Source organism: Agriterribacter sp., from assembly GCF_035444585.1.
In the GTDB taxonomy this organism is placed as follows: Bacteria; Bacteroidota; Bacteroidia; order Chitinophagales; family Chitinophagaceae; genus Agriterribacter.
Genome location: NZ_DAOMOZ010000027.1, coordinates 20,735 through 34,163 on the forward strand (window position 1 = coordinate 20,735; position 13,429 = coordinate 34,163).

Genomic DNA, 13,429 nt, shown 5'->3' on the forward strand with positions numbered 1-13,429 from the left:
GAATACTGTAAAAATGAAGATTGTAAGACAGGTTTTCATAATTTTTTTTGAAGTGAACCGGGCTGCCGAAATGAAGTAATTGCAGGCAGGTTCCTGAATGACGGCATTCGGAATCATCTGCATAATCTGCTATTCGTAACAGGAATTTTAAAGAATAGATTTGTGGATGACGGAATGCTGCCCCTCATTCATCATTTCGCGTACAGCAGCGGCTATAGCAGGAGCATCATATCCACATTCTTTTTGCAGTTCCCTGGAAGTGCCCTGTTCTATCACATGATCCGGCATCCCTAACATTTTTACTTCGGCCCCGTAATGGTGCATTGCCATAAATTCCAGGACAGCACTTCCAAAGCCTCCCTGCACGGTACCATCTTCAACGGTAATGACCTTATTGAACTTAGTGAATACTTCATGCAGTAAGTTTTCATCCAGTGGTTTGGCAAAGCGCATATCATAATGCGCCGGGTTCAGCTCTTCGGTTCTTAACTCGCGTATGGCTGCGGCTGCAAAATTTCCCGGATGGCCGAACGACAATATAGCGATCCCTTCGCCATCCCTTAATTTTCTTCCGGTCCCCGGCTTAATCTCCTTCATCTCTGTTCTCCACTCGGGCATTACGCCTTCACCACGGGGATAGCGGATAACGAAAGGATGTACAGTACTGTCTAACTGCGCAGTATACATCAGGTTACGCAATTCACTTTCATTCATGGGTGCGCTTACGATCATATTGGGAATGCAGCGCATATAAGCTATATCAAATGCTCCATGATGTGTGGCTCCATCTTCTCCAACCAGTCCGGCACGGTCAAGGCAAAAGATAACAGGCAGATCCTGGATAGCTACATCGTGCACTACCTGGTCGTAGGCCCGTTGCATAAAGGATGAATAGATATTGCAAAACACCTTCATGCCCTGGGTAGCCATGCCTGCGCTTAAGGTTACGGCATGCTGCTCGCAGATGCCTACATCAAAAGCACGGTCCGGCATTTTGTCCATCATAAATTTCAATGACGATCCCGAAGGCATGGCAGGCGTTACGCCTAATATCTTATGGTTTTTTTCGGCCAGATCAATTATGGTGTGCCCAAATACATCCTGGTATTTGGGAGGTTGCGGAAGATCAAATTTCTTTTTATATATCTCACCGGTAATTTTATCAAACAGACCCGGTGCATGCCATTTGGTCTGATCTTTTTCCGCAAGCGAATATCCTTTCCCTTTAACCGTAAGTATGTGCAGGAGCTTGGGGCCGGGGATCTTTTTAAGATCCTGCAAAACATCCACCAGCTTGGTTATATTATGCCCGTCTATAGGACCAAAATACCGGAGGTTCAATGCTTCAAAAAGATTACTGCTTTTGCTCACAAATCCTTTAATGCTGTGCTCCAGCTTGCTGGCCATTTCCCTGGTAAAGCGCTTTCCTACCGGTAATTTGCCCAGGGCATTCCAGATATCATCTTTTAATTTATTATAGGTCCGGGAAGTGGTGATATCAGTAAGGTATTCTTTTAACGCTCCCACATTCTGGTCGATGCTCATACAGTTGTCGTTGAGAATGATGAGCATATCTGCATCCGCCACGCCGGCATGATTCATTCCTTCAAAAGCCAGACCGGCAGTCATTGCACCGTCCCCGATAACAGCTACGGATTTGCGATCCTCACCCTTGTATTTAGCTGCCATGGCCATGCCCAAAGCAGCAGAAATAGAAGTGGAAGAATGCCCTACGCCAAAGCTATCGTATTCGCTTTCGGCCCGTCGTGGAAACCCGCTAAGCCCTTTGTATTTTCTGTTGGTATAAAAATTATCTCTCCTGCCCGTTAAAATTTTATGACCGTAAGCCTGGTGACCTACATCCCATACCAACTGATCGTAAGGCGTGTTAAATACATAATGCAGGGCAACGGTAAGTTCCACAACCCCCAGGCTGGCCCCAAAATGCCCGCCATGCTCACTCACCACATCAATAATGTATTGACGGAGTTCGCTGCATACCTGGTGCAATTGTTCCCTGCTTAGCTTTTTGAGATCTTTCGGATCGTTGATCAGTTGTAAAAGAGGCCCCGGTGTTGTATCCATGTAAAAACATCTTAAATCAACAACAAAAGTAAGATTTAAATACTTTTTCAGTTAAGTATTTATCAGCCTATTACGTATTGAGAATCAATAGACAACTGAATATAATTGAATTTATGGCTGCCGTTAGCCCGCATTTTTAGCCATTAGTAATACAATATTTTTGACAGGAAGCAGAAATGTTTAGATTTGATATATGCTATCTAAAATATCAAGATACTGGTGGTGCCAGATTTGCGGATGGGGAATGTTTGCGCTCATCAATATCTTTTTTGCCTATACCTATGATAAGACCATATCCGAAAAATTAATCATCCGTCTTTTGATCGCTTTGTCGCTGGGAATACCCATTACCCATATGCTGCGCAATGTTATCCTTAAACGCAACTGGCTGGTATTGCCTATTGAAAAATTGGTTCCGCGTCTTTTTATCTGCATCATTATAGCCAGCTTTATTTACTCGCTCAGTTTACTTACTTTTTTTGTGCTGTTTAACCTTTCTGAAACAGATCCCAAAAAGAAAGTAGCCTTCATCAATAAACTGGTGCTCAGAACTTTTGAAAGCTCTCTCATTTTAATGGTGTGGGTACTGATCTATTACGTATATCATTTTTTCCAGAAAAATAAAAAGCAGGAAGTGGATACTTTCCGCCTGCAGTCGCTGGTGAAAGAGCTGGAGCTCAAAACGATAAAATCGCATATCAACCCGCATTTTATCTTTAATTCGCTTAACAGCATCAGGGCTTTGGTTGATGAAAATCCACAAAGGGCCCGGCGGGCTATTACTGAGCTGAGCAATATTTTGCGCAGCAGCATGCAAACAGAAAAATTAGAGACCGTTCCTCTGGAACAGGAGCTGAATATAGTGAGAGATTACCTTGCCCTGGAACAAATGCGTTTTGAGGAAAGACTAAAGGTTCAGTTCAATATTGATGAAGATACGCTGAACCAGCCCATACCGCCGATGATGCTGCAAACACTTGCGGAAAACGCCATCAAACACGGCATCAGCAAACAGGTGCATGGCGGAGTGGTAACCATTATTTCGGATTTTACAGACGACCATCATGAACTGATCGTTCGCAACAGCGGATTTTTAAATGGCCATGCAGGGCAAATGGGCTTTGGGCTGCAAAGCACGCAGGATCGCCTGAATCTTTTGTTTGGCGCAAAAGCCAGTTTTGAGATCAAAGATATACCGGGTAATATGGTAGAAGCAAAGGTGGTGATGCCGGTGTACAACGGGCTTACAAAATAAAAGGCTATATGATCGTGAGAAGTGAAAAGTGAGAGGTGAGGGGTGAAAGGTGAAAGGCGAGTGGTGAGAAGCGAATATTTCACATTTATCGTTTCACGTTTCACGGGAAAATATGCTACGATAATAATTAACATAACATTCCTATTATGACAAAGAGAGCCATTATTATTGATGATGAAAGACTGGCCAGGACCGAATTAAAGAAACTGCTGCAGGATCACCCTGAAATAGAAGTAATAGCTGAAGCCGCCAATGCCAACGAAGGCATAGAAAAGATTGAGCACATGGCTCCCGATCTTGTATTCCTGGATATCCAGATGCCGGGCAAAACAGGCTTTGATCTGTTGACCGAATTAGACAGGTCGCCACAGGTAATATTTACTACGGCATATGATGAATATGCATTGAAAGCTTTTGAAGTGAACGCCCTGGATTATTTGCTGAAACCGGTTGAGCCCAAACGGCTGGCAGATGCATTGCATAAGCTGGAGTATATTGAGGAGAAAGAAGCGCTTGCTTCTTCATTGGGCGCTCAGGGAATAAACAGGGGTATTTTGGGTGAAAATGACCAGGTGTTTGTAAAAGACGGCGAAAGATGCTGGTTTGTAAAATTAAATGAAATACGGTTATTTGAAAGCGTGGGCAATTATGCCAAAGTATTTTTCAGCACATATAAACCTCTTATATTAAAATCCCTCAATGCGCTGGAAGAACGACTGGATGAAAAAGTGTTCTTTCGGGCCAACCGAAAACATATTGTAAACCTGCGCATGATAGAAAGAGTGGAACCTTATTTTAACGGGGGATTGCTGCTTGAAATAAAGGGAGGCGAAAAAATTGAAGTAAGCCGCCGCCAGGCCGTAAAGTTCAAAGAAATGATGAGCCTGTAGGAAATTTATGGTTTATTGTTTTTGGTTTGTTGTTTGATTTCTGATTTCAGTCCGGGTGCGTGAAGAAGCTGAGAAACGAAGGAAAATTGTATTTTGTTTTGATTTGAATTTTATCCGCCCCGGCGGACAGGTTTGCTTTTTGAAATTTGGTTCTTGTTATTTATAATTCCCCTTTTAACACATGAAGAAATTTTATGTATCAGTAATTATACTGCTCACAGGCATTTATGTATCGGCCCAGAAAATTGACAGGATCATTACCGTAAAAAAAGTCAGCAAAATAGAAAAAAACCTGTCGGACGATGATATGGAGGGCCGTGCCGTATTTACTCCCGGCATTGACAGGGCGGCATCATATATCGCAAAAGAATTTAAGAAAGCAGGATTACAAGCTCCGCCTTCCTCAACCGGTTTTTTCCAGGAATTTACCATGGTGGAAGCCAAACAAACGAATGCATCGGGAACAATAGATGGCAACAATATTGAAAGCAGCAACATCATTGCTTTTACATCCAAAGAAACAGTGCAGGTAACGCAGGATTCGGGTTATGAAAATGTAAAGATCAATGCAGGAGATAAGCTGTTCAACGCTGCGTATGGCTATATCATGTCGGGGAAAAATTATGTGGTATGGGTGGATACTACGCATAGTAAAAATTTCCCCAGCCTCCTGCGGCTCAAAAGAGAAAGCTTCAGGTCGGACAGGAGCGTGTTGTTTGTTTTAACGGACAAGGATCCCGTTGACTATTCTTTTTTTATCCGGCACCGGATAAAAGAAAAAAACCTGAAGAATGTAGTGGGTATTTTGCCGGGTAAAAAAGATGAGTATGTTATATTTTCCGGGCATTTCGATCACCTGGGCATAGGCAAACCTGATGCAAAAGGCGACTCCATATTCAATGGCGCCAATGATGATGCCGCAGGCATAACCGCGGTGATCATGCTGGCAAAGTATTTTAAGAAGGTAAACAACAATGAACGCACATTGGTGTTTGCAGCTTTTACAGCCGAAGAAAGCGGGGGCTTTGGATCGCAATACTTTTCGAAGCAGTTTGAACCGGATAAGGTAGCCGCGATGTTCAATATTGAGATGATCGGAACCGAAAGCAAGTGGGGTGCCAATTCTGCCTATATAACCGGTTACGAAAAAACGGATATGGGCAAGATCCTGGAAAGAAACCTTGAAGGTTCTGCTTTTAAATTTTACCCGGACCCTTACCCCGAACAGCAATTGTTTTACCGGTCGGATAATGCCACGCTGGCCAGGTATGGCGTTCCTGCTCATACCATCTCCACTTCAAAAATGGACAGCGAGCCTTATTATCATACCCCCGGCGATGAATTTTCAACGCTTGACATGAAGAACATGACAGCAATCATTAAAGCTATTGCGCTAAGTTCCAGCACCATAATAAGTGGTGAGGATACACCATCGAGGGTGGATACGAAGCAATTGCGGTAAGGATCACAAAGATTCTTTCGTCTGTTAAAAACAAAAATCCCGGTAAAAATGCTACCGGGATATGTTTATTATTTAAAAGTCTGTGATCTATCCTAAAGCCACTCTTTTAAAATCAATTACTTTCAGTTCGCTATCAACGCTTTTTAAGTAATCGCCAACAGATTTTCCATTGTCTTTTACAAACACCTGGGCAGTTAACGTGTTTTCTTTAAAGAAAGCGTTCAGCTTTCCGTCCGCAATTTTATCAATCATGGCATCGGGCTTACCTGCCATTTTAGGATCATTTTTTATTTGCTCTGTTACAATTGCTTTTTCACGGGTTATAATATCAGCCGACACAGAATCGGGATCTACAGCTACAGGGTTCATGGCAGCAATTTGCATAGCTACGTCCTTGCCGGCATCTGCTGCTGCTTTGCTTAACCCTACCAGCACACCAATGCGGTAAGCGCCGTGAATATAGGAAGCAACATAAGGTGCATCTAAACGTTCAAACTTACTGATACCGATTTTTTCACCAATGCTGGCCAATTTATCATTTACCAGGTCGGCAATTTTAGCGCCATTAATAGCAACACCGCTCAGTTCATCCGCGCTTTTTACGTTATGCTGAATGGCGGCATCGGCAATGCTTTGAGCAAAGGCAACAAAGTCCGCATTCTTACTTACAAAATCCGTTTCACAGCTAATACAAACCGCAATGCCTGTTTTATTATCTGCAGTGGTTTGGGCAATTACCACACCTTCTTTTGCTTCCCTGTCGCCACGCAATGCAGCCACTTTTGCACCTTTTTTACGCAACCAGTCAATCGCCTCTTCAAAATCGCCATTGGTTTCAGTTAAGGCCTTACGGCAATCCATCATACCCGCGCCGGTCATCTGGCGCAACTTATTAATATCTGCTGCTGTAATTGTTATTGTTGACATATCAGCCAATAATTTAAGTTAGAAATAAAATTACGAGGGCACACCCTCCTCCTATCTTCCGCCACCAGGACGTCTGCCAGGTCCACCGGGTCCGCCGGTTGTACGTTTTCTTTGTCCACCGGGAGCGCCTCCTCCTCTGTTACCACCGGCGCCGGGACGGCTTCCACCACCAGGTCCGGGACGGCTTCCGGGCGTTCTGCCACCTCTTTCCTTATCTGCTCCGCCTGCTTCATCTATATCCAGCCTTGGTCCTTTATCTACCACTTCTTCTTCCGATTCTTCTTCCGATTTCTCGTTCTGACGTTCGGCTAAACCTTCGGCTATGGCTGCAACAATATAGTTGGTTATTATAGCAATAGATTTTGTTGCATCATCATTTGAAGGAATCGCGAAATCCACTTTATTCGGATCGCAGTTGGTATCTACCATACCAAAAGTAGCAACACCCAAACGTTTGGCTTCTGCAAGCGCTATATGCTCGTGGCCGATATCAATAATAAATAATGCAGCCGGAACACGTCCTAACTGGGCAATACCGCCTAACACCTTTTCCATCTTCTCTTTATCCCGGCTAAGCGTTAGCCTTTCTTTTTTGGTAATGCTGTCAAAAGTGCCGTCATTGAGCATTTTCTCAATGCTTTGCATTTTTTTTACGCTCTTGCGTACCGTGTTAAAGTTGGTTAGCATGCCACCCAGCCACCTTTCCGTTACAAAGGGCATATTAACCCGCTTTGCGCATTCGGTAACAATTTCCTTTGCCTGCTTTTTGGTACCTACAAACATTATTTTTTTGCCACTCCTGGCAATGCTTTTTAATGCTGCGGCGGTTTCCTGCAGGTGCTCAACTGTTTTATTGAGGTCAATGATATGAATGCCTTTTTTTTCAGCAAAGATGTAAGGCAGCATCTTTGGATTCCACTTCTTGCGCAGGTGACCAAAATGAACACCGGCTTCGAGGAGTTGTTGTTGAAGGGAAGTATTATTTTCCATTTATCTGATTTTAGAATTTGAGAACCTGCTGGTTGGCAGGCTGGTTTGAAAATTTCCAATATCCCTTTCCGGGGAAATAATGGATTAACGTTTGCTGAACTGGAAGCTCTTCCTTGCTTTTTTCTTACCAAACTTTTTACGTTCAACACCTCTTGGATCACGCATCAGCAATCCGGCAGCTTTTAATGCAGGACGATAGTCTGCACTAACTTCCAGCAAAGCACGTGCAATACCCAGCTTTGCAGCTTCGGCCTGACCTTTAACGCCGCCGCCTGAAGCATTAATTTTTACATCAAACTTATCTAATCCTTCAATAGTTTTTAAAGGAAGTTCAACCTTATTTTGAAGGTAGATCAGAGAAAAATACTGCTTGTAGTCCTTGTCGTTTACAATGATCTTGCCCTCTCCTTTAGAAAGGAAAACACGGGTCACTGCTTCTTTACGACGACCAACGCCATTTTTTTGCTTTTCCATTTATTTTAAGCTTTAGGCTATTAGCGAAACCGCTATTAGCAGTTTTACCAATTAAAATTTCAACTCTTTGGGTTGCTGTGCAGCATGCGGATGTTCAGTACCTGCATACACAAATAATTTTTTATACATCTTCCGGCCTAAACGATTTTTAGGCAACATCCCTTTTACGGCCCTTTCTATTACAACCTCGGGGCGGCGGCTGAGAAGGCTCCTGGCCGTTTCTTCCCTTTTGCCACCCGGGTAGCCGGAAAAGTTGATATAGTTTTTGTCGTCAATTTTGTTGCCCGTGAATTTTACCTTATCGGCATTAATTACAACAATATAATCCCCACAATCAACATGAGGCGTGTAATAAGGTTTGTTTTTGCCGCGCAGCACAGCCGCAATGCGGGCACACATGCGACCAACAGTTTGATTGGTGCCGTCTACAACATACCAGTTGTGTTGTACGGAAGCCGCGTTCGCATGTCTGGTAGTGAAATGCAGTTTGCTCATTATTGTCTTTTTTTACTCCTGTTCATATAAAACCCGGAGCTGGCACCGGAGCCATCCCCCCGGTTACCGGTTAAAAATTGGAGCGCAAAGGTAGGAGTAATCTGTTAGGATTACCAAAATTTGAAGCTATTATTTTACAAGGACCCTTATATCTTATTGATAATCAGTAAAAATTTTGAACCAAATAAAAAATTATCAAAAAGGGATAGATGCTTATTGCGGATATTGACCGTTGTGCGGATATGTTTTCCGGTCTTCAGTTCTTTATTTTACGGAATATACTTCCTGGATGATGGTAAAGTAATTTTTATCCGTTGCTTTTGCAATATCGGCAGATGGGGTATGCCGGATCCAGTAGCTGGTTGCCGGGCGTTTATCATTTTTCTTCAGCCACTCATACATAATGGTTATATCTTCGCTCATATCGGTATAACTCTTCTGCGTTTGTATAATCACTGCCGGATGCTCGTCCATTTCTATCATTTCAAAAGGCTCCTTAACTTCCTGTAACGCATCGGTTACCGCTACGGCCACGCATAGTATTATTATAGAATCGTTCAGCGGTTCATACTGACTTAAAAAGGTTCCGGGATTTTTTATGTCTTCAACAGGTAAATGGGCGGTTATTGTATCGTGCAAAAGAGCGATCTGTTCCTTTACTTCGCTCAAAGCCACGGTATCGGATAAGGTTACAAGCTTACCGGCAGGCATTTCTTTCCGTTCAAAAGTTAAACCTCCAAAAGTATTATCCGGGTGCTCAATTGCGTTTTTGAACTGTACCATATTTTTCAAAAACACTGTTCTGAACTCAGAGGGGTTAAAAAGAAGATGGAGCTTTTTAGCAATATTTGTTTTGAAAACCAGCTCTTCCGACCAGTTGATCTGCATATTCCAGCGGTTCTTGCGCGATACCTGTATTTGCCCTTTCTTTTCGTAACCGCTCTGATCTTTCAAATGATATGCAAACACTTTACTTTTTTTAGCGGGTTGCATGGTCAGGGAAGCAGGCTGGGGCCGGGATATTTCTTTATCGGAATACCATTTGTTCCAATTCACCGTGTCCTGCAAAGTGCGGTATGTAATAAGTTCATCCGAGTTCACCACAATTTTAGCGTGATAAGTGCGGCGCATAGGAATAGACAGCAGAAAAAACAATGCTATCAAAAACACCGTTAAAACTATAATTACAATTTTCTTTCCTTGCATGGACGGATCTGTTTATAAGTATTGAATTTACTGTCCGACAGCTTCGTTTTGCTATTTCAAGCCTAAAAAACGATCACTTTCGGGTTAAACACAGGGCCGGGTATACATGTAAAATTATAAGCCTTACCGGCTTTTAACGGTTGATTTCGATGAGCGTTCCAAAAGCTTCGATAAAAAGGCGATTTTCTTCGCCAAAGCAGTCTGCAGTCGGGAGAAATATTTACAGGAGTTGATGTTAAGCCAGGTAAATGACAGGCAGGAAGGGATGAACAGGCAGCAGTGGATTCACCCTTCACTATTCACACCTTTCACGTTCTCATAAGGCGCCTGTCAACCGATAAGGTAGGCCAATCCGCTGTTAACAGGCCTGCATAGTTCATCTACTTTATTTGTTGCAAACAATTTTTCGATCAGGTTCCGTGCCACCATATATTCATTATGAATGGGACATGGGTGAGCCGATGAGCATTTGCTCAAACCCAGCCCGCATTCCTTAAATATCCCGGCGCCATCTATGGCTTCTACAATATTTATTATGGGCTGCTTTAATTGTTCTTCAGAAATATAAAAACCTCCTGACGGACCTTTCATGCTGTTTATTACCTGCTGCTTTACCAGCGTTTGCAGCATTTTTCCTACGGTATGCTCGCTGGCGGCGATGTATTCAGCAATTTCTTTAATGCCCGCATTGCTGCCCGTGCCATATTTGGAGGCAAGGTAGATCACAGCTTTAATGGCAATTTTACAGGTGTAGCTCAGCATATTATCTGGTTAAGAATTTTCGTCCTTCCTCCGATATCAGGTCATAGCTCCAGGGTGGGTCAAAAGTAAGATCAACCTGTATCGTATCCTCGGGAAAGGTTTGCTGCATGGCCTGCGTAACCCCGTCTACTATGGATTCGCCCATGGGACAAAACTGAGTGGTTAACGTCATTGTTGTACTGATCTTCCTGGCAGATTCATCAAAATCGATCTGGTAGATCAGTCCCAGGTCCGCTACATTTAACCCGATCTCCGGATCTATTACATTGTGCAGCGCCGCCATGGCAATTGTAGATTTAATATTGTTATTCGTTACTACATTCATGATATTGCTGGTTTATGCAGTATTGCTTTAAATACATTAAAGTTATATAAGCCCGCCGCCGCTAATAAGAGCACGGCCCCGGCCTGCAAAACAAAAACAACGGATAATAAAATACCGGCCGTAAACAAAACAAATCCTAACAAATATAACACAGCCATACCGGTGAACACCTTGCTGCTGAACAGATTTTTAGGGTTGGGTGTTTTGCCCAGCCCCGCTTTTTTATGGTATACTTTGTTCCAGACAATAAACGGCAGTGTTTTAAATGTCATGCCCAAAATAATGGCTGTGATCCATCCAAAAAAAACGGTGAAGCCATACGCCAGCACCAGGCGCGTATTTTCGCCTGCCACCCACAGGCTGATGATCATAGTGACCAGCAAAACAACAGGCAACGCCATCATAGCCACAGAAAGCACAGATATTTTAAGCTGTTCATCCACCTGTTTGCGCAAACGCTGCCTGTAAGCCTGCCGGCAATAGTAGCCAAACAGCAGCAGCGCGGCCGTAACTGCAGTAACAGGCAGCAGGTAACAATACGCAGGAGCAGTATATAAAAACATAAAAACAAAGGCTATCAGTCCCAGGTTAATAAGGATATAAACCAGCCATAACAATTTAGCATTGGTATATTTTGAGATCAGGAACATGGGTATTAACCTGGAACCCACACCAATGATCAGCAACAGGAACCAGCCAATGATACCCATATGCGCATGCAGCGAAAGATAATGCACGGAGTCGTCAGAAAACAGGGGTATTGCAAAATTGTATACCAGCAACAATCCAACAATAGTGGTGATCAGCAGCCATAAACCGGCGGTAAATACAAATACCGCGTGCACATTCTCGGTTTTTGATTTGCCCATGCTTATACCCATATTGATGAGGTACACCACAACAGCATCAATAACAAGCTCTCCTCCCCGCCTTGCCATCCAGTTCATATTAAAGGTATAAAAAGCATATACCAGCAACGGAATGCCCACTGCGGCCAGTACAAATGAAATATAGGCCAGTATATTACTGTATAATTTCCCTTCAATAAGCACGGGCACCAGCTGGTGACTGGCCCCAAGTATGATCATAGTGCCCCAGCCCAGGGCCATAGTATGCGTAACAGCTATTACGTGCGGGTGAAAATAATGCCTGCCGAATGCCGGCGCAGAAAAAAACAAAAGCAGTGTGGCAGCCAGGAAGGCAAGAGAAGCATATGCATAAAAAGGCAATACCACTTTATAAGAAGTGGTTTTAACCGGATCTGTACTCATTGATGCGCCTAACATATTATTCCTTAAATATTAAAAGATACACTTCGCCGTCGCTGATCTCCTTTATGCGATAGCTGAATTTTCTTTCAGCCAGCTCGGGCAGCAAAAAAACCGGGATGCGTTTATGATAAACATACAGAACTGTGTTTGCCGGCAGGGTTTCAAGCGATTCCAGTATGGTCATCATTGGTCCCGGCATCTCCAGGTGCCGCACGTCAATCGTTATCATACGATCTTCAAATTGCTTTAGAATATTATCCCATCCCTCGCTGTTAGGGGCGGGCACTTCCTTAGCCGCGATATCAATCGTGTCTTTTTTGTAAAAATAAGTCTCTACCCAATCTGGTTCTATGGTATCGGCATAGGAAACAAATCCCTGCTTCTCCAGTAAAGCCATCAGGGGTGTTGGCTCAAAACTATTAATGATCTTCAGCACCTGCCCCTGTTGTATTGTTTTTACTTTCTGAACGATCATGCTCAACGGGTCTTTTCCCGAAGCCATAACGGGACGCACGTCAAGTTCAATGATCTGCTCTTTTTTCAGCGAAGTAATAAATGGCGGCAGGGATTTTTCCGGCGCTTCTGCTGCAACTGTTGCTGCACCTGTATCCGCCTCAAAGCCCAAAGGCTTAAGTCTGTCAAAAAAATCCTCTATGGTACAACCCCCTATTTTAGCCGCCATAGCAATACTGGTTCTGCCTGCCATTATCCTGCGCAACAGGGGATTACGCAATTTTTCAAATTTTGGGCTCAGCGCAATAATAGCATCCAAGGCTGCTGCATTCTGCTTTAATATAGCGGCAATCTTAGTACCGGCATTGATCATCATTGCTCAAAATATTGTGTATACAAATCCAACCTTTCGTTAATAGCGTGCATTATTTTTTGGGCGGAGACAGGATCATCCGCTTTCTTCAGCTCGTTTACATCCCTCAGCAAAGGCTCCAGCCAAAGGTGCAGGGCGTCGTGATCAGGTCCGCTCATTTTACATTCCTGTATCATCCTGTCTAATCCTTTTTGCAGATCCGAAGCCAGTACACCATAATCAGACAGACCGGTATGCGGCTCCGCTGCAAAATTGCCGGCAAGCACGTGGATAGCAGTAACATTTTCACCGGTAGCTGCATCTGCATTCCATTTCTGTCCGTTGTTCAGCGTTAATGCAGTTTCATGGCCATGCGCAGGATCTTCGGGGTCGGCAACAGCTCCGCCATCGCTGGAAGCGTTGGAGCTACACGCCCACAAGAGACCGGTGAGCATTAAGATCATTACTGATTTTTTCATTAT

Annotated in this window: 14 protein-coding genes; 3 read left to right on the forward strand and 11 right to left on the reverse strand. The window is 43.6% G+C overall.

Annotated features, from left to right (window positions below; all coding sequences use genetic code 11):
• Positions 1–147: 147 nt before the first annotated feature.
• The gene (gene dxs, locus PLH26_RS04865; RefSeq protein ID WP_324584869.1) at positions 148–2,085 is read right to left on the reverse strand and encodes a 1-deoxy-D-xylulose-5-phosphate synthase; all 1,938 of its coding nucleotides are present in this window, start codon (positions 2,083–2,085) and stop codon (positions 148–150) included.
• 193 nt (positions 2,086–2,278) lie between these two features.
• Here dxs and PLH26_RS04870 point away from each other — a divergent pair, with 193 nt between their 5' ends.
• From PLH26_RS04870 to PLH26_RS04880, 3 genes are all read left to right on the forward strand, one after another.
• Positions 2,279–3,340, forward strand: coding sequence for a sensor histidine kinase (locus PLH26_RS04870; protein WP_324584870.1), 1,062 nt, complete (start codon positions 2,279–2,281; stop codon positions 3,338–3,340).
• Between the two features lie 146 nt (positions 3,341–3,486).
• Positions 3,487–4,230, forward strand: a complete 744-nt coding sequence (locus PLH26_RS04875; RefSeq protein ID WP_324584871.1) for a LytR/AlgR family response regulator transcription factor — start codon at positions 3,487–3,489, stop codon at positions 4,228–4,230.
• 181 nt (positions 4,231–4,411) lie between these two features.
• Positions 4,412–5,692, forward strand: coding sequence for a M28 family metallopeptidase (locus PLH26_RS04880; protein WP_324584872.1), 1,281 nt, complete (start codon positions 4,412–4,414; stop codon positions 5,690–5,692).
• Between the two features lie 87 nt (positions 5,693–5,779).
• Here the strand turns inward: PLH26_RS04880 and tsf are convergent, their stop codons facing one another.
• The 10 genes from tsf to PLH26_RS04930 all read right to left on the reverse strand — a co-directional run.
• Entirely contained in the window at positions 5,780–6,619 is an 840-nt protein-coding gene (gene tsf / locus PLH26_RS04885; RefSeq protein ID WP_324584873.1) for a translation elongation factor Ts, read from the reverse strand.
• Positions 6,620–6,670: 51 nt separating this feature from the next.
• Entirely contained in the window at positions 6,671–7,609 is a 939-nt protein-coding gene (rpsB, locus tag PLH26_RS04890; protein ID WP_324558180.1) for a 30S ribosomal protein S2, read from the reverse strand.
• 84 nt (positions 7,610–7,693) lie between these two features.
• Entirely contained in the window at positions 7,694–8,083 is a 390-nt protein-coding gene (gene rpsI / locus PLH26_RS04895; protein ID WP_324558181.1) for a 30S ribosomal protein S9, read from the reverse strand.
• Positions 8,084–8,134: 51 nt separating this feature from the next.
• Entirely contained in the window at positions 8,135–8,578 is a 444-nt protein-coding gene (gene rplM / locus PLH26_RS04900) for a 50S ribosomal protein L13 (protein ID WP_324584874.1), read from the reverse strand.
• Positions 8,579–8,842: 264 nt separating this feature from the next.
• Positions 8,843–9,784, reverse strand: a complete 942-nt coding sequence (locus tag PLH26_RS04905) for a hypothetical protein (protein ID WP_324584875.1) — start codon at positions 9,782–9,784, stop codon at positions 8,843–8,845.
• 330 nt (positions 9,785–10,114) lie between these two features.
• Positions 10,115–10,546: an RrF2 family transcriptional regulator gene (locus PLH26_RS04910; protein WP_324584876.1), complete on the reverse strand. Its 432-nt coding sequence runs from the start codon at positions 10,544–10,546 to the stop codon at positions 10,115–10,117.
• Between the two features lies 1 nt (position 10,547).
• The gene (locus tag PLH26_RS04915) at positions 10,548–10,871 is read right to left on the reverse strand and encodes a metal-sulfur cluster assembly factor (RefSeq protein WP_324584877.1); all 324 of its coding nucleotides are present in this window, start codon (positions 10,869–10,871) and stop codon (positions 10,548–10,550) included.
• A complete protein-coding gene (locus PLH26_RS04920) occupies positions 10,868–12,142 on the reverse strand; it encodes a cytochrome C oxidase subunit I (RefSeq protein ID WP_324584878.1) in 1,275 nt (424 codons plus the stop codon). The genes PLH26_RS04915 and PLH26_RS04920 overlap by 4 nt, the downstream gene beginning before the upstream one ends.
• Before the next feature lie 16 nt (positions 12,143–12,158).
• Positions 12,159–12,971, reverse strand: coding sequence for a DUF2249 domain-containing protein (locus tag PLH26_RS04925; protein WP_324584879.1), 813 nt, complete (start codon positions 12,969–12,971; stop codon positions 12,159–12,161).
• A partial coding sequence (locus PLH26_RS04930; RefSeq protein ID WP_324584880.1) for a hypothetical protein occupies positions 12,968–13,429 on the reverse strand: 462 nt, incomplete at its 5' end. The genes PLH26_RS04925 and PLH26_RS04930, both read right to left, overlap by 4 nt.

Excerpts from the sequence above, each read along its gene's own strand:
- PLH26_RS04920 (WP_324584878.1), bottom strand. The coding sequence starts at position 12,142 with ATGAGTACAGATCCGGTTAAAACCACTTCTTATAAAGTGGTATTGCCT.
- PLH26_RS04910 (WP_324584876.1), bottom strand. The coding sequence starts at position 10,546 with ATGCTGAGCTACACCTGTAAAATTGCCATTAAAGCTGTGATCTACCTT.
- PLH26_RS04925 (WP_324584879.1), bottom strand. The coding sequence starts at position 12,971 with ATGATGATCAATGCCGGTACTAAGATTGCCGCTATATTAAAGCAGAAT.
- PLH26_RS04905 (WP_324584875.1), bottom strand. The coding sequence starts at position 9,784 with ATGCAAGGAAAGAAAATTGTAATTATAGTTTTAACGGTGTTTTTGATA.
- rpsB (WP_324558180.1), bottom strand. The coding sequence starts at position 7,609 with ATGGAAAATAATACTTCCCTTCAACAACAACTCCTCGAAGCCGGTGTT.
- PLH26_RS04870 (WP_324584870.1), top strand. The coding sequence starts at position 2,279 with ATGCTATCTAAAATATCAAGATACTGGTGGTGCCAGATTTGCGGATGG.
- rpsI (WP_324558181.1), bottom strand. The coding sequence starts at position 8,083 with ATGGAAAAGCAAAAAAATGGCGTTGGTCGTCGTAAAGAAGCAGTGACC.
- PLH26_RS04875 (WP_324584871.1), top strand. The coding sequence starts at position 3,487 with ATGACAAAGAGAGCCATTATTATTGATGATGAAAGACTGGCCAGGACC.
- PLH26_RS04915 (WP_324584877.1), bottom strand. The coding sequence starts at position 10,871 with ATGAATGTAGTAACGAATAACAATATTAAATCTACAATTGCCATGGCG.
- dxs (WP_324584869.1), bottom strand. The coding sequence starts at position 2,085 with ATGGATACAACACCGGGGCCTCTTTTACAACTGATCAACGATCCGAAA.
- tsf (WP_324584873.1), bottom strand. The coding sequence starts at position 6,619 with ATGTCAACAATAACAATTACAGCAGCAGATATTAATAAGTTGCGCCAG.
- PLH26_RS04880 (WP_324584872.1), top strand. The coding sequence starts at position 4,412 with ATGAAGAAATTTTATGTATCAGTAATTATACTGCTCACAGGCATTTAT.
- rplM (WP_324584874.1), bottom strand. The coding sequence starts at position 8,578 with ATGAGCAAACTGCATTTCACTACCAGACATGCGAACGCGGCTTCCGTA.